The organism is Nostoc sp., from assembly GCF_036916575.1.
GTDB lineage: Bacteria > Cyanobacteriota > Cyanobacteriia > Cyanobacteriales > Nostocaceae > Nostoc.
In genome coordinates this window covers 25,090-47,516 of record NZ_JBALGC010000002.1, presented here as the reverse complement: position 1 = coordinate 47,516, position 22,427 = coordinate 25,090, and the positions used below count along the sequence as shown (strand labels likewise).

Annotated in this window: 14 protein-coding genes and 3 pseudogenes; 4 read left to right on the top strand and 13 right to left on the bottom strand. The window is 41.3% G+C overall.

Annotated features, from left to right (window positions below; genetic code table 11):
- Positions 1-205: 205 nt before the first annotated feature.
- A pseudogene (locus V7L29_RS00650) lies at positions 206-349 on the top strand (IS5/IS1182 family transposase); the annotation flags it as partial.
- A gap of 173 nt (positions 350-522) precedes the next feature.
- On the opposite strand, the gene V7L29_RS00645 reads toward V7L29_RS00650, so the two are convergent.
- From V7L29_RS00645 to V7L29_RS00625, 5 genes and pseudogenes are all read right to left on the bottom strand, one after another.
- Positions 523-1,575, bottom strand: a complete 1,053-nt coding sequence (locus V7L29_RS00645; protein WP_334734194.1) for a D-alanine--D-alanine ligase family protein — start codon at positions 1,573-1,575, stop codon at positions 523-525.
- Positions 1,576-1,654: 79 nt separating this feature from the next.
- A complete protein-coding gene (locus V7L29_RS00640) occupies positions 1,655-3,052 on the bottom strand; it encodes an ATP-grasp domain-containing protein (protein ID WP_334734193.1) in 1,398 nt (465 codons plus the stop codon).
- A gap of 71 nt (positions 3,053-3,123) precedes the next feature.
- Complete coding sequence (locus V7L29_RS00635; RefSeq protein WP_334734192.1) at positions 3,124-3,960, bottom strand: O-methyltransferase; 837 nt, start codon at positions 3,958-3,960, stop codon at positions 3,124-3,126.
- Between the two features lie 4 nt (positions 3,961-3,964).
- Entirely contained in the window at positions 3,965-5,194 is a 1,230-nt protein-coding gene (locus V7L29_RS00630) for a sedoheptulose 7-phosphate cyclase (RefSeq protein WP_334734191.1), read from the bottom strand.
- Between the two features lie 1,416 nt (positions 5,195-6,610).
- A pseudogene (locus V7L29_RS00625) lies at positions 6,611-7,138 on the bottom strand (penicillin acylase family protein); the annotation flags it as partial.
- 86 nt (positions 7,139-7,224) lie between these two features.
- On the opposite strand from V7L29_RS00625, the gene V7L29_RS00620 reads away from it, so the two are divergent.
- Entirely contained in the window at positions 7,225-9,036 is a 1,812-nt protein-coding gene (locus tag V7L29_RS00620) for an ABC transporter ATP-binding protein (RefSeq protein WP_334688720.1), read from the top strand.
- 399 nt (positions 9,037-9,435) lie between these two features.
- On the opposite strand, the gene V7L29_RS00615 is transcribed toward V7L29_RS00620, so the two are convergent.
- The gene (locus V7L29_RS00615; RefSeq protein WP_334734190.1) at positions 9,436-15,288 is read right to left on the bottom strand and encodes a trifunctional serine/threonine-protein kinase/ATP-binding protein/sensor histidine kinase; all 5,853 of its coding nucleotides are present in this window, start codon (positions 15,286-15,288) and stop codon (positions 9,436-9,438) included.
- 185 nt (positions 15,289-15,473) lie between these two features.
- Between V7L29_RS00615 and V7L29_RS00610 the strand changes: the two genes are divergently transcribed.
- On the top strand, positions 15,474-15,608 hold the full coding sequence (locus V7L29_RS00610; RefSeq protein ID WP_334734189.1) for a hypothetical protein: 135 nt from the start codon (positions 15,474-15,476) through the stop codon (positions 15,606-15,608).
- Positions 15,609-15,760: 152 nt separating this feature from the next.
- Here the strand turns inward: V7L29_RS00610 and V7L29_RS00605 are convergent, their stop codons facing one another.
- Positions 15,761-16,504: a hypothetical protein gene (locus V7L29_RS00605; protein ID WP_334734188.1), complete on the bottom strand. Its 744-nt coding sequence runs from the start codon at positions 16,502-16,504 to the stop codon at positions 15,761-15,763.
- 219 nt (positions 16,505-16,723) lie between these two features.
- Between V7L29_RS00605 and V7L29_RS00600 the strand changes: the two genes are divergently transcribed.
- A complete protein-coding gene (locus V7L29_RS00600; protein ID WP_334734187.1) occupies positions 16,724-16,975 on the top strand; it encodes a hypothetical protein in 252 nt (83 codons plus the stop codon).
- A gap of 67 nt (positions 16,976-17,042) precedes the next feature.
- On the opposite strand, the gene V7L29_RS00595 is transcribed toward V7L29_RS00600, so the two are convergent.
- The 6 genes and pseudogenes from V7L29_RS00595 to V7L29_RS00570 all read right to left on the bottom strand — a co-directional run bounded on the left by V7L29_RS00595 (position 17,043) and on the right by V7L29_RS00570 (position 22,350).
- Positions 17,043-17,219 (bottom strand): hypothetical protein, encoded by a 177-nt coding sequence (locus V7L29_RS00595; protein WP_334688716.1) that lies wholly within the window; start codon positions 17,217-17,219, stop codon positions 17,043-17,045.
- Between the two features lie 220 nt (positions 17,220-17,439).
- Complete coding sequence (locus V7L29_RS00590; RefSeq protein ID WP_334734186.1) at positions 17,440-18,702, bottom strand: nif11-class peptide radical SAM maturase 3; 1,263 nt, start codon at positions 18,700-18,702, stop codon at positions 17,440-17,442.
- Between the two features lie 219 nt (positions 18,703-18,921).
- A complete protein-coding gene (locus V7L29_RS00585; protein ID WP_334688714.1) occupies positions 18,922-19,350 on the bottom strand; it encodes a Nif11-like leader peptide family RiPP precursor in 429 nt (142 codons plus the stop codon).
- Between the two features lie 396 nt (positions 19,351-19,746).
- Positions 19,747-20,187, bottom strand: a pseudogene (locus tag V7L29_RS00580) (tetratricopeptide repeat protein).
- 47 nt (positions 20,188-20,234) lie between these two features.
- The gene (locus V7L29_RS00575; protein WP_334734185.1) at positions 20,235-20,576 is read right to left on the bottom strand and encodes an O-linked N-acetylglucosamine transferase family protein; all 342 of its coding nucleotides are present in this window, start codon (positions 20,574-20,576) and stop codon (positions 20,235-20,237) included.
- A 427-nt stretch (positions 20,577-21,003) separates the two neighbouring features.
- Positions 21,004-22,350, bottom strand: coding sequence for a calcium-binding protein (locus V7L29_RS00570; RefSeq protein ID WP_334734184.1), 1,347 nt, complete (start codon positions 22,348-22,350; stop codon positions 21,004-21,006).
- Between the last annotated feature and the right edge of the window lie 77 nt (positions 22,351-22,427).

Below are 22,427 nucleotides of genomic sequence, written 5' to 3'. Positions count from 1 at the left end.
TTTGAGCAAGTGATGCCTACGCCTACGCATAATCTAGGGCGTTTCATTCATTTTTTACCTATAAGTTCAGTACAATAGTTAACTTAATACCTCTGCTTTTTCCAAATTTTCAGCATAATTTATAATTGACAAAAATAATATTATCTTAACCTCTCACCGATGTACCCAGACTGACTTTCACCTAACCCCCCTTAAAAGGGGGGGTGAACACGTAAATCGAAAGTTGAAGGTGTTTAAAATTTTGTCCCTTACCTATAGAAATTGTCTAAAAAGATTTAGTTTAAGGTTTAATCTGATTGCTGCTCTCTACAATTATGAGCTTCATCTCTCTCAAACTGAATCTTGCTGACCGACTTTTGCAAGAGGTCTAATGATTGCCGTGATGGATTGCTCATTCATTGCCAAAAGCGGGAAAAAGACCTTTGGACTCGACCAATTTTACAATGGTAGTCACAATCGAGTCGAGAGAGGTAGCGATCACTCACCTACACACTATAAGCAGAAAAACCTTTGCTGATAAATTCACGAGCAATTCTGCAACGCCTTTTTATTACTGCCCAAAGTTTCATTGATAACCATTATTAATAACTCATTTAGAGGAATTCCCACTGCTTTAGCCATAGAAGAAATCACACTTTTTGGAGCAAAAGAACAATATAAACCGGCTTCTAAAAACCAAGGTTGTCCCTGTGGATCGATTCGGAAGTCAAATAAACTATAGTGGCGACAACCTAAAGCTTGATGACATTTATTAGCCACTTGCTGAACCTTTTGGGTGATTGGGTCGTTAAGGTCTACAATCCAAGACTTCTTATTATCTTTAGCAGCAAAACCCAAGTTGCCATCGTCCGTCTGTTTGAGTTTATCAGCATGGTTGCGGATGGGTTTTTCGTGGGGGTCTAACAAATACTCTTCAAGGGGTAAACTCACTAGCTCCCTGTCTTTGACAATGATACCGCATCTGACTTCTCGACCGAGTTCGATAAATTCTTCTACGATCACCTCATCTTCATATTCAAATGCTTTCTTCAAAGCAGCGTCATAGTCACTAGCCTCTTTGACTAAGGTCACCCCTAAAGAGTTGTCGGAACTTACAGGTTTGACGATTGCTGGAGGTGTAATTGTCGGAAGGTATCCTTGACGGAGCAGTTCTCCACGAGGCACTTTCACTCCTGCTGCTTCAACAATTGCTTTGGTTCTGGCTTTGTGGGCCGTTATTGCCATCAGATCAGGAGTATTGCCTATGTAAGGGATCTGGAGCAGGTCGAATAGGGCGCGGTATTGAGTCATTCCAGGAATACAAAACATTTGTGGTAACACAAGGTCAATGTTTTGTGCTGTTAGAAACTGTATGGCATCAGACAGAGTCATCGGTTTGGTGCTAGCGATATCTTCTCGACTGAGGGAGGGAGGAAATCGCCAGTGGCGATCAGGTGTGATGTATGCAATTTGAAAGTCATAGTGGGATTGATCTGCCGTTGCTGCTAGACAGTCTTGGGCGTAAAGGCGTGACAAATCACAGTAAAAATCATTATGTGCAGACCCAACTAAATGAAGGATACGAAGTACTGGCATGATTTATCTTCCTAACTTAATTACGAATTACGTAGCTTGGCTTCTCGCCGGAGGCGAGTATTACGAATTACGAATTATTTTAATCGCCACCTAATTCCACCAGTTTGCCAATGTTGAAGTCTATTTTTACCCAGCCTTTGAGTTGTTGCAGATTCTTTAACAAAAGTAAAGGAATTTGCCAATGATGCAAAGTCAAAAATGGTATAGAATCATCAAGACTGTAAATGGCATCAGTGCCTCGCACTAGTGTATTAACCGATGTTTGCAATTGTTTCCACGAACGGATACCAGTTAGTCGCCAGATTTCGTGATATATGAAGTAAGTGGGCTTGCTACTTGCTAGGGGTTCCAGAGGTGCAGCTAGGGGAGTTTTACCAAGATAGGCGTCTGCAACCCCAGGATGATTGTAGAACATTGTGATTGCGGAATGCGTGCGGGGATTGCATTCAATAGCGTAAGCTGTACCGTCTTCAGCCTGGATAAAATCGAAAGACACTTGTCCAGTCAATCCCAAACTCTTGATGAAGTGTTGAACCCATTCACGGATTTGGGGATTTTCGACGTTTTCGTAGTTGATTTGAAATGCAGAAGAGTTTGAACAACAATGCAATCTTAATTCCCCGTCCCGGACTGTACTATGAGTGCATAATTCTTTACCAGGAATAAACTCTTGCATAATCCAAGGTTTTTCTGGACTGATGGGTAAACTGTTAACAAAGGCTGCTGTCTCTTCTGGAGTGTCGCAGGGAAGTTTAGTTAAATTTAAGCGGCGAACGGAGTCGTAAGAAATACTTTTAAGAATATATTTGCGGGTTTCTTGACTAAAATCGAAATTGATAACTTGTTGAGGATCTGTGATTTTAAAAGATTTGGGGACAGATAAACCAAGCGATCGCGCTTGATCAGTGAAGGCAAATTTATCATCTAGCATCTTGGTTACATCTGCATCAAAGTGAAAAACTTCGCAGTATTCTGATAATAATGCAGGTTTTGTTAAAGAGTCATAATAGCTAGCTACAGGACTGCATACAGGTACATAAACGTCAACCTTCTCCTTTTTGACAATTTCAACTAGCGCCTGGATATAGCCTTCTGGGTCTTTTTCCGGTGTTGGAACTGTATAAAAACGACTTACAGCCTTTGAGAATCTATGCCCAGACAACCAGTATTTGTGACCTTCAATCAAAATAACTCTGTGTCCTGCTGCATGGAAGCTGCGAGCAAGTTGCAATGCTTTGGTCATCTTGGCTCCACTTACCAAGATAGTCTGAGGATGGGCAGCTACTACAGCTTTTTTCCTAAACGGCTGCACAATGCCCCACAGCAAAGATATCAATACTATAAAAGCATTGAACGGTAAGGCTATTAGTAATAATGTCAAAGTACCGAGAGTCTTGAATAGACCCACTACCTTTACCCTAACACCCGTTGAGGGCGTTGTAGATTGAGGCAGAGATGAGGAGATTGATTGTGCCATAAGTCTTCCCTTTGTGTTTATTGTAGAGACATTGCATTGCAACGTCTCTACAAACCAATTCCCAGTCTTCGTTACGCTATTATACGTCTAATTAGGGTCACACCATCTCGTATGGGTAACAGAACTTGTTCTACACGAGGATCGGCGGCGACAACACGGTTGAACTGAGCGATCGCCTCACCGTTGACGGTACGTTGTTCGGGTGGTAGATAAACTTGTCCCTGCAACAAAGTATTATCTACGCAGATTAAACCATCAGCAGCTAGTAAGTCACTATCCAAGATGGTCTGGAAGTACTCTATATACTCCTTTTTATCGGCATCGATGAAGATTAAATCAAATGATTCTTTTCTCGCTGCTAGCTTGTGGAGTGTTTCTAGGGCAGGTGCTACTTCTACAACGATTTTGCTGCCGTGGGGAGATTCACTAAAGCAAGCTTGAGCAAATTGGGCAACATAGGGGTCAACTTCGCAACCTATAAGTTGCCCATCATTTGGTAGTGCCTCTGCCATTGCCAAGGCTGAATACCCTGTGAACATTCCCACTTCTAGAATGCGCTTTGCTTTAGTCATGTGAACAAACATTTTCAATGTCTGTCCTTCAAGATGTCCTGACAGCATCTCCTGTTCTAGTTGACGCACTGTTTCACCATCGCTGAAGCGTTTGCTCCAGTCTTCTTCGCTGGTTTTTTGCGCTAATGCTGTCAATGCGCTCGATTCGGGGGTAGTGTAATCATCTAAGTAGGGATCTAAACCCGCGGCTAATTGCACCCCCTGCCGCAGAGAATCTAATATTTCTACGGGAATGTTGCTCTTTTCTGCTATTTCGAGGGTTTGCTGTAGCTGGGCTACTAAGATGCTGTGTGGCGTTATCGGTCTAGCAGTCTCTCGTCCTACAACACTAGTCATGTCTTTACACCCCCAAGAGCTTCGCTTCTTGAGTTTCAATGTAAGCGTCAATCCCTTCCCCACCACGAGGGTATCTAGCACAAAGACTTTTATGTTCAGCTAAGGCAGCATCAAGTTCTTCGCGGGTGAGATCGTTGGCAAAGAAGCACTTACCAATTGGACGAGGCATGGCTGCGCGTTGTTTGCCGTCTCGTGTCAAGCTTATAGACTGGGTAGCATACCACAATAAATCCCCATCTAATAGAGGATGATCGAGTGATAAACCTATACGACTCATCAAGTCTAGGATGCGATCGCGCTCCTCTGTTGTAATATAGCCCCGTTGTCCTGCAATGGTTGCAGACAAAGCCATATCTATATTAACTGCATGACCATGATAGAGCGGTATGTGAGGTGCTAATTCTAAGGTTGGACTCCAAGTATGACCGTAGGCAATGACGCGATCAAGGTCTATTTCATGCAAGTTAGGAGTCTCTAACTCTAGCATAGTTTTGATTGCCTCGTAGTTGACTTTATGGGCAATCTCTTTAAGTTCCGGTGTACCATTCACGTGTCCAAAGTGAGTGGAAAGCAGTTCTTCGCCATATTCATATAGCAGTTCAAAGACTTCCGAGTTAGAAACTACAGCAATTTTCACTAACTCTGCCATCCCATTACGAACTTGAGCCGTTGGCAAGGTTTTCAAAAATGAGAAATCCAGGATCACTTTTAAAGGTGCATGATATGCTCCCAAGCGATTTTTTTCCTTCCGATGATTAACTGCAACCTTAATCGCTACACCTGCATCAATTAAACCAATCAACGTAGTAGGAATGCGAATATAGTTACTCTTGCGACGATAAGCAGCGCAAGCAAATCCAACCACATCAGTAATTAAACCACCACCGACGACTAAGACTGGTTCCTTACGAACTAAGCCAAAGTCCGAAAAAGCGTCAATAATTTTTTCAAAAGTTGCAAGGGTTTTAGCTGGCTCTGTAATGATGATGGCAAATACTGTCAGTTCAATGTCATAGTGTCTAAAATATGACCTGATCTGCTCGCCATAAAGTTCATGAACATTGGCATCAATTACAGTCAGACAGCGACCAAATTTTGCATAGCTATCTGCTATTTCTCTGTTTTTAATATCAAATGTACCGTTCACATAGACAAGACTAAAATCGATTTTTTCGTAACCTTGCACGTGAAATGCAGCTTCTGTAGCTTCAAATGATGCTTGAACTTTATTCATGTGTGTTGACCTTATTCCAATGAAAAAATTGTGAGATTTCGGTAATAATTCCGGTTTACCCTAATGTATGCCAGCAAGCAATTATGCTCTTTATCCTTTCAGATTCAAGACAGTACAAAATTAGCTTTCAATAAAAAAGCTTACTTTTTTTACTAACTGGCAATGCTTTTAAACAATACCATTCATTTGGGTAAATTCTGTAGGTGGGTTAACCTTTAATTAGGCATAACCTAAAACTAGTCAACTATTCCCACTAGCAATATATTGGCATAATACTTGCCTGTTTCTTCCGGGGATTATTGACTTTAAATTTGGAAAATTCATCTGATTTCAGATTTATTCCACTATGTTTAACTCTAGTGGCTTTCCAACTGTACGATTCCGCGAAAATTCTAGCCGACAAAACTGATCGTATTGTTGCTCTCCAAGCTTCAATTTTAGATTAGAACCCTGATTAATCGTTAGTTCGCTGTTTTTTAGCATTAGTATCAAACCTTGTATCACTAAACTAGTTACATTCTATTTTGTTCAGAATGACAGTGGACTTTTAGGAAGTTTATCTAAATTTTAATTAACTCCACTATGTTTGTCTCTCGCAATTTTCCGACTGTTAAACTTTGCAAAACTTCTATCTTAGTAAACTACTCATATTGTCTATTATTGTCTATCTCAAGGCTGACATTTGAGATTACAGGAATGATTAATCCTCAACTAGCTGTTTTTTAGCATTAATCTCAAACCATAAAATGACTAAAAACCAAAATGACTCACTACACTCTATTCAGAATGACAGTAAAATTCCTTTTTCATTCAGTCAAGTTACTGCTCGGTATTCAACATACCTACCTCAGCAACTCCTGAAAGTTCAGATTTTAAATATATCTGAGTTATCATTAACAAAACTTTAACTTTTATTAAGGAACGGTTGTGTGTTAAAAAATTTCTAAGTTTGCTTTAATTGGCTTTCTAGCTTGAAATTAAGCTATTTTAGCTTAAACCAGCAAATAATTTCCTGGTTGATAACTTAGAAGCACAATACAAATTATAACATATCTAAGTAGATTTAAGTCAATCCACCGTGCGAAGTGTACTGAGTAACAAGGCATTTTTAAAGAAGTATGTCTAAAGATAGATATTTGATATAGCAGCTATATCTAAGGCACTTACCAATAATAAAATGCGGCGCCGTCGATAAAGTCCCCTGTTTCGTAAGCACCAAAGTATAACAGTGTGCAAACAATATCCTTGATACGGTGAAACAGCACGCTGTGGGACTTCCAATTAAAAAAATATTCCATCCCTGCGGGACGCTACGCGAACACTTTCAGGGCAGGGGAGCTTTCTAGCACTTAGCTCTTGGAGAGAAAATCGTTTTGATGGGCGTGAAATTGGATAATTTATTTTCTGGAAGTCCCTAACGGTGTGAGTCCAACCTAAGTTGTTGTTATATGCGATCGCTAATACAGGAATACCTACAAGTGTTGCCCCATAAGCATCAATTCTTGGTGCAGTGATTTGGGCTTCATACCACAAAAATAAATCTGACCAAGGTAGGTGTGGGTTTGCTAGCAACATCGCTTTCCCATTGGTAGTATGAGTTGGTGCGATCGCCCAACCATTAGATCCTGCTTGTAACTTTTGTTTGCTCAGGTCTAATACTTCCTCCCGATTGACCACAAAGGTAAAATTGAGTACCCGATGTAAGTCAGCCATGACATCTTCTGCCTTGACTGGTAGCACCACCTCAACTTGATCATCAATCAACTTAGGATTTTGAGAAGCATAAGCATTGATCCCAGTAGCAAAAGCATCGAGATAACTGCGAAAAGTTGGACTCTGTGCTTTGTTCCAAGAACGAGCCCGTTCTGGTACTCCCGCAGTCTGTACCCAACGATCTCAATCCAGGTATTTTTCTCCCTAATATTCGGCTGCGCGTCCCCGTGCTTAACCTTAAAGGTAGGCAAACTTCCGCCATAGTGTACTAAAAATATTGCTCTGATCAATTACCCAACTACAAAGAATAAATAGTCGTGACAATAACATCAAAATCTCCTAGAGTATCTAAAAATCGTAGGAATTCAGCCCATCCTTTACAACGCTTGCTAAACTATGGAAGTTGGTATCACCAACAAATTTGGCAAGCAACAACATTTTCTATCATTAATACGCTCTTAGACTTAGCACCACCGTGGTTGATTGGTACTGCGGTAGATATTCTTGTAAAGCAGCAAGATTCCCTAATTGCAAAGTTGGGAATTAAAGATATATTTTCGCAATTTTTATTGCTTTCATTTATCACTATCATTATTTGGATATTTGAATCACTTTCTCAGTACGCTTATGATAGACTTTGGCGTAATTTAGCTCAAAATATCCAGCATACTTTACGCTTGGATGCTTACAATCATGTACAAGAATTAGATTCAGCCTACTTTGAAGAAAGCAGCACTGGGAGCTTGATGTCAATTTTGAATGATGATATCAACCAGCTAGAAGATTTTTTGAATTTTGGAGCCAATGACATCATCCAAATTAGCACTTCACTGATTGTTTTAATTAGTGGTGCTTTATTGATTTTATCTCCTTCCATTACTCTAGCAGTAATGTTGCCAATACCATTTATTGTTTGGGGTTCTTTTACTTATCAAAAGCGTCTGGAAGCCCGTTATGCTGAGGTGCGGGAAAAGGTAGGTTTTTTGAATTCGCGACTAGCAAATAATCTCAGTGGGATTAATACAATTAAAAGTTTCACTGCTGAAGATTATGAAAGCGCTAGATTAGCAGGAGATAGCGAAGCATATAGAAAAAGTAACACCGAAGCAATTAAACTTTCTGCTGCATTTGTACCGTTAATCAGAATGCTAGTTTTAGTAGGGTTCACAGCCTTATTGTTTTGGGGAGGTATGGAGACATATGCTGGGAAAATATCCATTGGTAATTACAGTGTTTTACTCGTTTTAGTACAGAGGCTATTGTGGCCTTTAGTAACATTAGGAGAAATATTTGACAAATATCAAAGGTCAATGGCTTCTGCCAATCGTGTTTTGAATTTATTAGATGCTCCCATCAACATTATTGGAGGAAATATATCTTTAAATATTGCTAAATTCAGTGGTGAAATTAATTTTATGGAAGTCACTTTTGCTTATCCAAATAGAGAACCAGTAATTAAAAACCTATCCTTACATATTCCCTCTAGCAAAACTATTGCTATAGTTGGCTCTACAGGTTCTGGTAAAAGCACTTTAGTCAAATTATTATTGCGATTTTATGACATCTCTTCTGGAACGATTACTATTGATGGGATTGATATCCAAAAATTAAGTTTACGGGATTTACGTCGCAGTATCGGCTTGGTCAGTCAGGATATATTCTTATTTCATGGTACTGTTGCTGAAAATATCGCCTACGGTACTTTTGATGCTAGCGATGAACAAATAATTGAAGCTGCCAAAATTGCCGAAGCTGATGATTTTATTATGCGGCTCCCTGAAAGTTATGAGACAATGGTCGGAGAACGAGGTCAAAAATTATCTGGTGGACAACGACAAAGAATTGCGATCGCCAGGGCTGTTTTAAAGAATCCGCCTATATTAGTTTTAGATGAAGCTACATCAGCAGTAGATAATGAAACTGAAGCTGCTATTCAACGTTCTTTAGAACGAATTACTTTTAATCGAACGACCATAGCAATTGCCCATCGGCTTTCCACTATCCGCAATGCTGATTGTATTTATGTGATGGCACATGGAGAGTTTATAGAGTCGGGAACTCATCAGGAATTGTTGGATAAAAACGGGATTTATGCTAATTTTTGGCGGGTGCAGTCGGGAGTCAAATAAAAGCTAGAGTTTTGCTGAAATTGAACATAATTCATCATTTTTGAGTAACATGCAAAGGCGAGGTAGCGCGTTGTGCAGAGAAGTTACTAAAAGGCTTCCCAAATGATTTGATCATCAGTGAGAAAATTTGAATAGGTATAGAAAACATCCTCTCAACCTGGAATATAAATCATAGGTATTGTTCTTGTTTCTAGTTATTTTCCTAATTGTTGCCCAATTTTTGAATTCGATTTTGGTACTAAGTCAGAGTTCCTCTGCACGATCGCATACATCCAGAAGCAATGATTGGTCAGCCGCTGAGTATTTTACGAGAGATAATATAACACCCAACACAGTAAATATGCGACCAAATCAGCGTTTGAGCAGCGCCGGAAACGGGCATTTTGCGTCTATGCAGCCTCACAGAGAATTGGTATTATTTAAGGGGACATAAAGGAAAAACTCCGCTCCTTTTCCTGGTGACGATATTACATTTAGTTGTCCCCCATGTTTTTCCATAATAGAGTAGCTAATCGATAATCCCAAGCCTGTTCCTTGACCAACAGGTTTTGTTGTAAAAAATGGGTCAAATAAACGCTGCTTCACTTCCTCAGACATACCAGACCCATTATCTGCAATTTGAATGCTTACTGTATCGGCATCAGTCATGTTGGTACGAATTTTGATGGTGGGAATTGCTGTTTGTTTATGTTCAGTTGTAATTGCCCTTTCATTCGTTGTAAATGATGAATCCAATGCATCGATAGCATTGCTGAGAATATTCATAAACACCTGATTGAGTTGGCTAGCATAACAGTTAACTTCTGGCAACTGTACATATTCCTTAATCACATCGATTGCAGGACGGTCTGCTTTCTCTTCTAAACGGTGCTGTAAAATTAGTAAGGTGCTGTCGATGCCTTCGTGAATGTTGACAGGTTTCATTTGGGACTCATCTAGGCGCGAGAAGTTGCGGAGAGAAAGGACAATTTGGCGGATGCGATCCGCTCCCACTTTCATTGATTGCAGCAATTTTTGTAGGTCTGATTTGAGGAACTTGAAATCTATTACTTCTAGTTCCTCTTGAATCTCAGCCAACGGTTGAGGATAGTAGTGCTGATAGCGCTCAACCAAGCGCAGTAAATCTTGACAATACTCATTGGTATAGGTGAGGTTGCCATAAATAAAGTTAATAGGGTTATTAATTTCGTGGGCAACACCTGCCACCATTTGTCCCAACGAAGACATTTTTTCAGTTTGAATCAATTGGGTTTGCGTGTGTTGAAGTTCCTCTAAGGTTTCTAAGAGATGCTGATTTTTATCATTCAACTCAAGAGTTCTCTGCTGCACCTTGTCTTCCAATGTATGGCTATAGTCCTCTAGTTGGGCTTTTGCCACGGCTAGATTAGTATACAACATGGCGTTTTGCAGCGAGATGGCAGCTTGTGCTGTGAGCAGCCGCAAAATCTCAAGACGGTTTTGGGTGAAAACTCCAGTTGTCAAACTGTTTTCTAGGTAGAGGATGCCAATTAGCTGACCACGATTGTGAATGGGCGTACACAGCAAGCTTTTGGGTTGCCATTGAATAATATAAGGATCTTTGGCAAAGGTAGTTTCTGTACGAGCATCATCTATCACTAGGGTTTCAGAGGTACGCGAGACATAGTTCACAATTGCTTTGGGAATATTCTGACTAGCTGAAAGAGGAAAGGGAGAATGGTTGATTATCCCAAGGTTTTCATTCGATTGCTCCTCTGACTGAGGAATTGGATTTGCGTAGTTTGCCGCCGTAGGCATCGCCGTTTCGACAGTCGGGTTGCTGGTTCTTTGAGCCGCAACCACCCAGTTATCCTCTTGAAGCAGCAGGAGTACGGATTTTTCAGCTCCGGCATTTTCGATCACTACCTGCATCAGGGTTGTTAACAGCTTTTCTAACTCAATTTCTCCAGCAAGTGCATGAGAGGCTTTGATTACAGTTGCTAAATCTAACGCTTCAGACCCACTGGAACTACTGTGTTCCAATCCGATTGTAGTGGTTTGGGTGGGGGTTGAAGAACCAGTTTCCTGCTGCTGAAAGATCGTAGCCAATAATTGAGGATATTGATGTGACAACTGCTTGACTTTGGCTACCGCTCCCCAGTTGAGGTAATTATAATAGGCATTTGCCAGGTACATTAAAGCAATACCTTCTCTACGAGAGGCTTCTCTTTCAGAGACGCTAACGCGAACGCCAACGGTGGGCTTTCCTGCGGAACGCTGCGCGTAGCTTGCTTCCCCCCAGGGGTACGCCAACGCTTCTTTGTTGCATTCCAGGTAAAATCGGGCAGCCAGTTCATTGGCGAGGGCTTCTTCCTGAATGTATCCATTAACTTTTGCTCCGGCGATCGCGCGATCATAGAGATCCAGTGCCTGCTCCATTTGTCCTAACACTCGGTATTGTTCGGCTTTTACCAGTTCAAATTTGTGCAAATAATTCATGGGTGCGTGGTGCGCCCAAATCTGCATTTTTCCCTGATTGTCTCTGACTCGTTCCAGCAGTGTTTCTCGCCTAGAAGCTGTAGCCGTAGAATACTCTGCCAGAGCCGTTAGTGAATCATAGAAATAAAACATCGGCACAGTGGCATAGCTCATGCCTGCAACTAGATATTCTCTGGCTTGAGCGGCTATTTCCACTGCTTGAGAGAGGTTTTCAAACAGATAACAGAGAATCAACTTGTGGAGCCAGAAGTAGTGAAGCCCAGTAAACTCATTGGCATTAACCAGTTGGGTCACAAATTCGGCTTCGTTAAGTGCCTCACCGGTCAGAATGCAGGGATTTTTAGCAAGCCCTTGCAAGTTCAAAACTGCTTGCCAAAAGATGCGGCAGTAGTTGAGGGTTGTAACTTGCTTAAAATTTTCCAAAACATGACTATAAGCCCGTATGTCTTGCTCTAATGAGTTCAGTTCTCGACCCAGGAAATAGGAATACTGGCAGATGTCTTTCGTATTGAAGCCTACGTAGTATACGTTTCCAGTTTCCAGGGCAATCTTGTAGTTCTCCAGCATAATCTGTAAGGATTTTTGCAGAGGAGACTTCAAGTAGGTGATGAAAGCACCCACGACATAAAATACACTGAGTTTGATATCGCTAATATTAAATTTGTCAGTTAGTGCCAAAGCAAGGTTACCAACTTGATCGGCTGTTTCAATATCCTGAAGAATTCCGTTTAAAAGAATACCATAGCAGGCATAACAGAAGGCAGAAAATGGAGCATTGCCATACTGAATCGATGCTTTGACTTGGGAGAGGATGAGTAGGGGAAACAGATTTGGCTCGGCGATGTAAACGGCTGGAGCAACGTTTGCCACAATGCGGGTGACTGCCAGCTTGTCTTTTGCTGTCATGACGGGTAAGTTAACCAAGGAAGCAATGTCACGTCTGTTAATCAGAGCAGCAGTTTCGTGAAGGGCTTGCTGAATATCTTGGGGGGTGGGTGTTTCTGGGAAAACCACGCCAAACTGACTCATTCCCTGGCGGGCGATCACGATCGCGCCTAGCACATCATTTTGAGCTGTATACGCCTGGATTTTGGTTTCGTAAATGCTGATTTGATCTAGTGGAGTTTTGGTTTGCTGCATCACTGTTTGTGCCAATTGCTCCATCTGTTCATATGCGCCACAAAGGTAAGCAGCCTCAGCGGCTGATTCGTGCAGTGCCAGAGCCGACTCATACTGGCTTTGCCAACAGTCTGATCTCAATAAACGAATCCCCGTGGTCAAATACTCAATTGCTACCTGGTAAGCCGTGGAAGACTTGGCTTTCCGTCCTGCCAGCAAGTTGAGTTGTGCCAGTTGATCGCGATCAGGCTGGGCTTTTATCAGTTCTATCCCAATATTTAGTTGGTTGACAATTTCAAAAATGATCTTTTCTCGTTCAGTTTCCGGGGTATTGCTTAACAGCAATTGACCAATCTTTAAGTGAGTTGCTGGTTTTTGATTCGCCGGAATTAGTGAATAAGCGGCTTGTTGAACGCGATCGTGGATAAATTTGTAAGTAATAGTTATCGATCCGTTGCCATTTGTGATTTGCGGGTTTGTTAGTTGTCTATTGTGAGGCAGTGCGTTGCGGAGGTTCCCTCCGTTGTAGCAACTGCCGAACCCGTAAGGGTCATTTGTCATTGGCAGGTTGTTCTCAACGAATGACAAATTACTGATAACGGCGGACTCATCTTGAAAGAGTTTATACCCTTCCCCACTGGGCAAGATTAATCCATCCTTGAGAGCTGGCCACAGATCCGCAGCGGTCTGTGCTGGAGATTTTTCACAAACAACCGACAAGGTTTCTAAATCAAACTGATTGCCTACACACGCAGCCAGTTTAAGAACATCCTGAGTCTGCGGTAGTAATTTCTGGAGTTGCAACGCCACAAATTCCACAATATCTTCTGTAAAAGAAAGCGCCCGGATTTGAGCAATATTACACTGCCAACTGCCTGTTTTGGTAGCAAACCTGATCAGCCCATCTTCATACAGCGATTTCAGAAACTGGTTAGTGAAAAATGGATTGCCTTTGGTCTTTTGATACACCAGATTTGCGATCGCTACTGCTTGTTCTGGTGAATATTTGAGGGTATCTGCAATCAGTTGATTGAAGTCGGTCTGGGTGAGCACAGAAAGGACAATACTACTAACTGTAATCGCTTCTTGACGCATCTGTTCAATGGTCAACATCAGGGGATGTGCAGATGAAACCTCATTATCCCGATATGCTCCAATCACGAGCAAATAAGAGTTGCTTGCTTCACTTATCAACAGATGCATCAGCTTTAATGAAGCGGAGTCTGCCCACTGCAAGTCATCGAGGAAAACGACTAGGGGATGATCTTGGGTTGTGAATACTTGAATGAATTTCACAAACAGCAAATTGAAGCGGCTTTGGACAGCACTGCCCGATAATTCAGGAACAGAGGGCTGTTTACCAATGATGCATTCAAGTTCTGGAATCACTTCAATAATTACCTGACCACTCTCACCTAATGCGGATAAAATTTGGGTTTTCCATTGCTCAATTTGGATATTACTCTCTGTCAAGAGTTGTGCCATTAAGTCCCGAAACGCTTGCACCAAAGCAAAAAAGGGAATATTACGATTAAATTGATCAAATTTGCCCTTGATAAAATATCCCCGCTGACGGGTGATAAGTTTGTGAACTTCGTTGACAATTGCCGTTTTACCAATGCCAGAGGAGCCTGCCACCAGCATTAGTTCAGAAGTTCCTTGGCACACCCGCTCAAAGCTTGCTAGCAGGACTGCTACTTCTACTTGACGGCCGTAGAGTTTTTCCGGAATTGCAAAGCGATCGCAAACATCCCGTTGCCCAAGCCCAAACGGCACAATATTGCCGCTTTCCTGCAATTGCTCCAAACAGGTTTCCAAATCATGCTTTAGCCCTAATGCACTCTGATAGCGGTCTTCGGCATTCTTCGCCATCAGTTTATTGACAATTTTCGATAGCTGGGGAGCAATGGCAGGATTGAGATGATCAACAGCGACGGGTTGTTTGGCGATATGGCAATGCACCAATTTCATAAAATCATCGGATTGAAACGGCAATTGCCCCGTTAACAGTTCATAAAATGTGATTCCGAGAGAATAGAAGTCAGTGCGGTAATCAATCCCCCGGTTCATTCGCCCCGTTTGTTCGGGCGAAAGATAGGCGAGGGTTCCTTCTAAAACAGTCGGGCTGATTGAAAGTTGAGTAACTCTTGGCAGCAGTGAGGCAATGCTAAAGTCGATGAGTTTGACCTGCTTGGTGGTAGGATTGATCAGGATATTGGCGGGTTTGATATCCTTGTGGATGATTTGGTAATGGTAGAGATCACCCAGGATATCGGCAAGCGCGATCGCAATCTGTAAAAACTCAGTCAGTAAAGAAGGATGAAGGGGTAAGGAATTTTCCTGATTTTCTGTCTGGCTGAGTCCTTTGCTTCTAAAAGTAGTGTACTCCTTCAAAGAAACTCCGCCAAAGTCTTCCAAGATAAGGGCAAGTCGATTTTGGCAACTCTCCAGGCTGTAGACCTGGACAACCCCAGGGACATTTAAGATTTTCGCAATCGTGTACTGATTTTTGAATTGAGCCAATTCAATCAGACTGGGATAGCAACTTTTAAGGAGTTTGATGACAACTGGGGTTTGATCAGCCTCTCGCCAACCTCGGTAAACCAGGGTGCGAGTGCTGGTGTAAATGTTTTCACCAATTTGATAGCCGGGAACATCAACTCGATTCTCTACCATAATTGTTGCGACTGGATAACCTGAGTTCAGTTTTCCCTAATCCACTCGCAATATCACAATTTATCCAGTAATTTTTGGACGAGAGTTTGTTGACTCATGCAGCAAAGTTAGTCTGAAAGCAGCTGATAATACTCTGACCAAAATGAGGTATTAAATCTTCAACCTCAAACACATTGGGGCTGGGCATGGGGCATCTAGCGGCATTCGCTCGGTTCATGGCATCACCTGGCAAGCTGCTGAAGTTGAAGCACGGTTGCAATATGCATGGCAACGATTCATCTTTCAATGGACTCCACCAACGCCAGGAAAATATCGCTTGATCAGCCGAGCCACTGACTAAGATGGAGCAATTCAACCGATTTAGGAAGAGCGCAATGCTAATTTATACAGTAGCAGTCACCATTAAAGAAGCGATGATAAAAGGCTTAGAACCCTTTACCATCGCAGAATGACTGAAAACTGAGCAGATAGCTTAGACAGCTGTTAGTAATCGCTCTGGTTGGTAGACTTTAGAAAAGGGTTCTTGATAAGAATGGGTCTTAATATAGACTAAAAACTCATTGATCAACTCTGTAAAATACTCAAATGCCACATCAATCAACTCAAGTGCTTGTTGACGAATCTCCTCTGATACCTGAATCTCTTTCATTACTTGCAGAGAAGCAGGAGTATGGAGAGTATGGGTATTTTCAATATGGTTATGACGCATACCAAAGTAACGGAACTCTGTTTGAGTTATTTCTTGCAGTTGCAGGGCCGCAGACATGGTTGAACGGAAAAAGACATTCGCTGTCACCTCAGATACCTCAATGGCAACCAATTTTATGATCGGATCTGCCCCACGAGTATACCGCTCAAACAGAGGAAACATGGAACGGGAAACCTTGGTATCCTCACTCCAAATGAATCGCACCACATCACTGAACCGCATAGGATAGTCAATCCCCATCTTGTCCATATCTTCCAGTAACCATTGCCAGTGGAAATGTTCTTCGTGCGTATGCACATTGACCATCTGTTGAATGTAATTAGTCGTTGGCTCATCTCTGAGAACTCGTTTACACAACTCACTGAACTCCAGGGCGAGTGGAACAATCACAGGTGCAAATGCCAGCCTCTGGCGTGGGTCAATCATCTCGTCTTTCATATACTCAAAGAATGGCAACTGAGCATACACCTGATTCTTGTGCTCAATTAACTCAAGAATTGATTTCATTTTAATGCTCCTAAAAATAGACAAGGGGCTGCCAATCGGCTTGGTTATCCGATTAGACTTAGTACTGTGTCACTTAGACATAATTGTAATTTTAAGTACTTACAAAGTCAGCAGTGTAATTACTTATATAGGACAAAATGTGTTTTTACCGCTTATATCATCAACTTCCATCATCTGTTACCCCAGTTAAGTCTGCACTTTCTTAACTGGTTGGAGTTGATGGTTAAACCCAAGCTCAAAGACCGTTTTGCTAATGCACAAACAGCTTTAAAAGCCTTAAAGCTGCTTGATGTTGTTCGTGTCTTTGAAGTTGAGTTGAGTAAATCGGTGCTGGAGTTCACCGCAACTCGGTTAGGTGAAAAGGTAAAGCAAACTATTACGATTGAGAATCCAATCCTAGATACACTGCTACAAGGCAAATGGGAAGTCGCGCCCCATCTCAAGACCGAAGAACGCCTCATTAAGCCATGAATATGTGCAATTAGAACACATTAAAGGCAAATTGCCTAGAAATGGGTTAGCCGTAATCTTTATGCGCTTACAATGAGCTTTTATCTAGGACTTGCTTTGCTTTTAACAGCACTTTCAAATAGGTTAATTGACTATTCCAAGCTGAACGTGGAAGCAGGGGGATTTTCTCTAATTCTTCAGATGGTGATGACTCAAGGTTAGTTTTTTTCTCTGAGATTGTGGTAATTTCGGAATTTTCTATCATAATTTATGATCTCGCTAGGGAATAATACCAATTCTGTATGAAGATGCGCCAAACTATATAAGAAACGTAGACGCAAAGCGGCTTGCCGCAGCGAAAAGTGTATCGCGTCGTTTCCCGCCGTTAGCGCAGCGGTAGCGAGTCCGCGAGCGTCTCTGAACTTTTCAAGACAGGCTACCGCAAAGGGCGCAAAGGACACAAAGAAAGAAAATTTGGCGCAGCCTCACAAAGAAATGGTATAAGAAACTTCGGGTTCTTGCTGCCAACTTTCTGACCATTGAATGCTGTCAGCAATAAAGTGTAATGGGTCGTTTGCTGGCAAAAGAGTGTCTGTAGGCTCGACAATTAGCTCAAATTCACCATTATCAAAGGGTAAGCCTTGCGCTTTCACTTTGGGAATTACACGCTCTCTCATCCCTTGTTTTGCATGAGTAAGAGCACGATGATGGCAGTAAGGATTATTACCTCTCTTGTCAAAGAAAACATGGGCAGTCCAACTGCAACCTCCACGGCAAAGTTCAGCGTATTCGCAGGTTTTACAGAAACCCCACAGGTGTTTTGTACCTTCAGGTGTTCCCGCTCCCAGATTTAAACGCAATTCTGCTGTATTTTCAATGATGTCATGGAGCGATCGCTCTCGAATATTACCACCTGTGTAGGCGGTAGTAGGCAGCGAGGGACAACCTTTAATCGCTCCGTCAGCTTCAATTCCCAAGGTGGAGAGTCCCGCACCACAACCTTGCCAAAATGAGAATTCATGCTCGTTTCCCCGTCCCCGCAATAGTCGTTCATCAGGGCCGTAGTAACCAATATTATTTCCCGCTTGCAGTTGCACACCTTCTTGGTAAGCACGACGCGCAACACGGGCGAGCATGGGGTAGATATCTAACAGTTCATGGGGTTGGAGAAGGATGTCTGCGTTGTCGGCTGCATTCCCCATTGGCACAGTCAGCTGAATTTGCCAAGCACGGGCACCTGCATCACGAATACACTCATAGATGCGCGGAAACTCTGGCGCTGACAGGCGGTTAATTTGGGTGTTGCAACCGAAGGAAATACCCACTTCTCGCAGATGACTCATGGTTTTAAATGCATATTTCCAAGAGCCTTTTCTTCCCCGCAGGCGGTCATGAGTTGCTTCTAAGCCATCAATGGAAACAGAGACAGTGCGAATCCCTGCTGACTTCATTTTTTGTGCAGTTTCTAAGGAAATGCCATAACCGCCTGTAGTCATACCACATAGCATCCCCGCCTCATTAATAGCTTTGGCAATTTCCAGCCAGTCTGGACGCAGAAATGCCTCACCACCGATGAGAGTAACTTCTTTAATTCCAACTTCTGCCATCTGCTTGACAAGATCCAAAGCTTCCTCTGTGGAGAGTTCTTTGGTGCGCTCATGTCCGGCGCGGGAACCACAGTGACTACAAGCTAAATTGCACTTTAAGGTAATTTCCCAGACTGCGTAGCTTTTGCGCTGATATGCCATAGGTTAACTCTCAATCTCGATTTTAGAAGTTGACTTTAACCGGATAATGGTTGAATTAGGAGGATCGTAGTCAATACAGTTCCGATAGATTCGATCTTCGCAACCCCTTAAAAAGGTTTGCTCAGAATGGCTATATTCCCCTTTTTTAAAGGGGAAATACAGGGATCTTTAAGGACTGTGCATCTTAACCAAACCGTATTGGGAGCATAATTATGATCATTAAGATTGAGCTATTACTATGCCATAGAGGGGCTGTGGATGAATTGGATGTGGCTTGGGAATACATTTAATTGGCGGTTTTGCACATTCTTTGGGAATACATTTAATTGGCGGTTTTGCACATTCTTTGAGAGGTGAAACTACAACACCATACAATGGCCGAGCAACTATATCGTTGGTATTCGCAAACCCACCAACGGCTCCTACTAATTCCTCTTCGCTGAGGTCTTCAAACAGACCTAGTTCTTTTAATTCCAATATTTTAATGGAAGCTGTTTCAAACTCTTCTTGAGAAAAATTATAGCCATTTTCTTCCATAACTTTTGTCACTTCGTCGATTTTATCACTCATGAATTGAGTGCGAAAAGCTTCGTCTTTAACGAGTCTTATCAGGAAGTTTTTGACTTTTTCTAAAATTTCTAGGGACATATTCTTGTTTTCTCCTTGAACATGATTCTTTTTGTCAATCCTAAAAAGTTTAGAGTAGGGATTTCAGCCACACTAAAGTCCTTACTAGAAACTTTTTTTCTAGTAGAGCATCGATTCAGTAATCAAAAATATAATTACCCAGCTTCCTTACCTAACTAAAAGAGAAGAGATAGAAGGAGAGGTTTTTCTGAGTTTACTGAACTGGTGTTCTAGCTAAGTTAGCATTTGCCGTCAGGTGAGACCACTCGTTTTACTACAAATTTGTAGTGAGTCAAATTGTATAATTTATTGGTGCTGGGTTTGATAAATCTGTTCTAAATTCATCTTGGCTTCTTGGTGTTAGGCATTGAACTCCAAAGCTTTTTGATAGTAAGTGATGTCTACGACGGGCTACGCCTAAGCTTCTGCTTCTTTTCCTTGTTCTTGCAGTATCACCCCCAAGTTATAATGAGCTTCTACCAAATCTGGTTGTAGTGCGATCGCTTCATCAAGCTTACCTTATCTTTCCAGCGTGTAACCTAAATTATTACAAATTGTCACACTATCTGGTCGCAGAGCAATAGCTTTTTTGTAAGCTGACTCAGCTTCTGATAACTGTCCTTGGGCTTGACGCAAATTAGCCAAATTAAACCAAATTTTGGCAGAATCAGGCTGATATTGAGAAGCAGCACTCAGCAACTGTTCAGCACTTTGGGTTTGCCCCAGTCGTTGCATTAATATACTAAGTCTGTATAAGGCTTCAGGGTGGTCGGGTTGTTTTTCCAGAATTCGACGATATAGCTGTTCGGCTTCGGCTAGCTGATTAACTCGTTCATATTGAACTGCAAGCTGGAGGATTTCAGCTACTTCAGGTGCAGTAAATCTCCGAGGTTTGTTGAGTACCTTTAAAAAAAGTCCTCTAATGCTCTGACTGGTTTTAAATCACCATATAACTTATATTTATTTTCAGAAACTTGTTGGGAAATGTGCTGACGATATTGAGCGTCTTGCCCCAAACGGACTGCAATTTTCACGTACTCATCTTTCGTCACCGCAATCGTTTCTTCTATGCCCATCATTTTGAGGATAGCCAGAGTATGCCGTCCCCGCATCAAGTCTCCTGGCAAAGTCACGATTGGTATATTATAGGCGATCGCTTCCAAGGTAGAATTACATCCAGACCAACCGATGCTATCTAGGAAAACATCTGCGATCGCTGTCATACCTGCAAACGTGTTGATATCCATACGCGGCAAAAATATGCAGTAGTCTTGATAGTTCAGCCCGTATTTCTGAAAAGCACGGCTTAAATGCTACTGAAAGACTTCCAACACATATTCGCTTTTCTCATATTTAATAAATACAAACTTGCAACTACCTAAATCTTTGGCAATTCGCACAAATACATCATCATGCTAAGGTAAATATTTATACAATGCTTGACAGCACCAAAACATGATTTCATCACATTCAGATTAAATTTGTAATATTTGTTGATCTAGTAACTCAGCTTCATTTTATTCACCTGATTGGTGTTTTTGCACCGCTATCTCAACGAGAGATTTTATTTGTAATTTTGAGATATTTTTGCTTTCCATTGGTAAACATATATAATAATGCAAATTATTTCTTGCAAATAAGTATATTTCAATATTAAAATTCTCGATAATTACTCTAAGTAAATATTATTGAGTCAGAGTTAAACTGCTTAGAATTCACACCTGATAGTAGTAATGTTCCTTGAGTTTCTTCAGAATTCAACTTGAAAAGTAGACCATCTTTAGTATTGGTTATTTTTCCCTGAGAAAACATTTGATTTAACCAAGTTTTAGGATTAATATTATCCCCACCGTCGATTTCAATCTTATCGATACCAACTTGGAAATCTTTAATAACATCAAACTCACCTTTCGACAAGCTATCACCACCGGTGAAAATCTTATCGATACCAAATGGTAAATCTTGAATGATATCTAATGCACCTTTCACCAAGCTTTTGATATCAAACTCATCTTTCAGCAAGCTATCACCACCGTTGAAAACAAATGTGTCATGACCGTCGCCACCAACCAAAAGATTATTCCCTTTACCACCAATCAGAACGTCATCACCCCAACCGCCATAAAGTTTATCATTGCCTTGACCTCCATTTAAAGTATCATTACCTTGACCGCCCTCGAGGATATCATCGCCTTTCTTTCCATCTACCTTGTCATTTCCTAAGCTGGCATAAATTTTATCTGCACTGTTAGTTCCTTTAAGATTATCTTTTCCAATCGTGCCATAAATAACATTTTGACCTAAATTATTGATTAAAGTATCTCCTAAAAAAGTAATATTAGTGGCATTCATTTCTACTATTGTTATATTGGTGTTATGCTGAAAAGTCTTTTTATAACTACCAATGGCCTTTTCTATGAGGGAGTCTTTGCCATTGTTGCCGTCAATATCAATAGTTTGTGGGCGACTTTTAATAGTAACTTTATTACTCCAGCTAGATTTCAAATCAGCAGTGTGCTCAGAGGAAATTAACTTACCTTGGATACCAAAATAATCTAATATCTTAGGTTTCTTATAATTTGTAGTGTCTAGTACCAAGAAACCAATTTTTCCCTTAGCCTGGTTATATTCAATAGCAGAATTTTCAATTTCTTTAGCTTTTAGTGCTAAATTTGCAGAAAAATCGAAAGAGAAGTTTCGATTAGCACCAACTTTAAAACTAGCAACCACTTCCATTTTACTCTTGGCACTTCCTACGTAAGTACCATCTAATCCAATGCCATTACTGTCACTAAAGAGCAAAGAAAAAGTCGGATCATAGTTAAAAACAGCTTTGGCTTGAATCATAGCAGCAGCAAGGCCACCTTGAACCAGCGTCTTTGCTTGAGTGGTAGTCAAAGTTCCTGAGGGCTTTTGACTATAGTTGGAGAAAAAAGCAGCTCCTTGAGCGTCAGCAAAGTTAGGGTTGGGATTAGGAATTGGATTTACAATTGGCTGTAAAAATAGTGTCTGTGACCGCATGATATTTTCTGTTTATCTTGTTATCTACTTTGTCTGGAAAGATATATGAGTGTATGCAACACTATCTTGTTGAGTTG

What these genes read in the sequence shown, in the direction of transcription:
- V7L29_RS00605 (WP_334734188.1), bottom strand. Translation starts at nt 16,504, where the DNA reads ATGAAATCAATTCTTGAGTTAATTGAGCACAAGAATCAGGTGTATGCT.
- V7L29_RS00615 (WP_334734190.1), bottom strand. Translation starts at nt 15,288, where the DNA reads ATGGTAGAGAATCGAGTTGATGTTCCCGGCTATCAAATTGGTGAAAAC.
- V7L29_RS00635 (WP_334734192.1), bottom strand. Translation starts at nt 3,960, where the DNA reads ATGACTAGTGTTGTAGGACGAGAGACTGCTAGACCGATAACGCCACAC.
- V7L29_RS00600 (WP_334734187.1), top strand. Translation starts at nt 16,724, where the DNA reads ATGGTTAAACCCAAGCTCAAAGACCGTTTTGCTAATGCACAAACAGCT.
- V7L29_RS00610 (WP_334734189.1), top strand. Translation starts at nt 15,474, where the DNA reads ATGGGGCATCTAGCGGCATTCGCTCGGTTCATGGCATCACCTGGCAAG.
- V7L29_RS00640 (WP_334734193.1), bottom strand. Translation starts at nt 3,052, where the DNA reads ATGGCACAATCAATCTCCTCATCTCTGCCTCAATCTACAACGCCCTCA.
- V7L29_RS00570 (WP_334734184.1), bottom strand. Translation starts at nt 22,350, where the DNA reads ATGCGGTCACAGACACTATTTTTACAGCCAATTGTAAATCCAATTCCT.
- V7L29_RS00630 (WP_334734191.1), bottom strand. Translation starts at nt 5,194, where the DNA reads ATGAATAAAGTTCAAGCATCATTTGAAGCTACAGAAGCTGCATTTCAC.
- V7L29_RS00585 (WP_334688714.1), bottom strand. Translation starts at nt 19,350, where the DNA reads ATGTCCCTAGAAATTTTAGAAAAAGTCAAAAACTTCCTGATAAGACTC.
- V7L29_RS00645 (WP_334734194.1), bottom strand. Translation starts at nt 1,575, where the DNA reads ATGCCAGTACTTCGTATCCTTCATTTAGTTGGGTCTGCACATAATGAT.
- V7L29_RS00595 (WP_334688716.1), bottom strand. Translation starts at nt 17,219, where the DNA reads ATGATAGAAAATTCCGAAATTACCACAATCTCAGAGAAAAAAACTAAC.
- V7L29_RS00590 (WP_334734186.1), bottom strand. Translation starts at nt 18,702, where the DNA reads ATGGCATATCAGCGCAAAAGCTACGCAGTCTGGGAAATTACCTTAAAG.
- V7L29_RS00575 (WP_334734185.1), bottom strand. Translation starts at nt 20,576, where the DNA reads ATGGATATCAACACGTTTGCAGGTATGACAGCGATCGCAGATGTTTTC.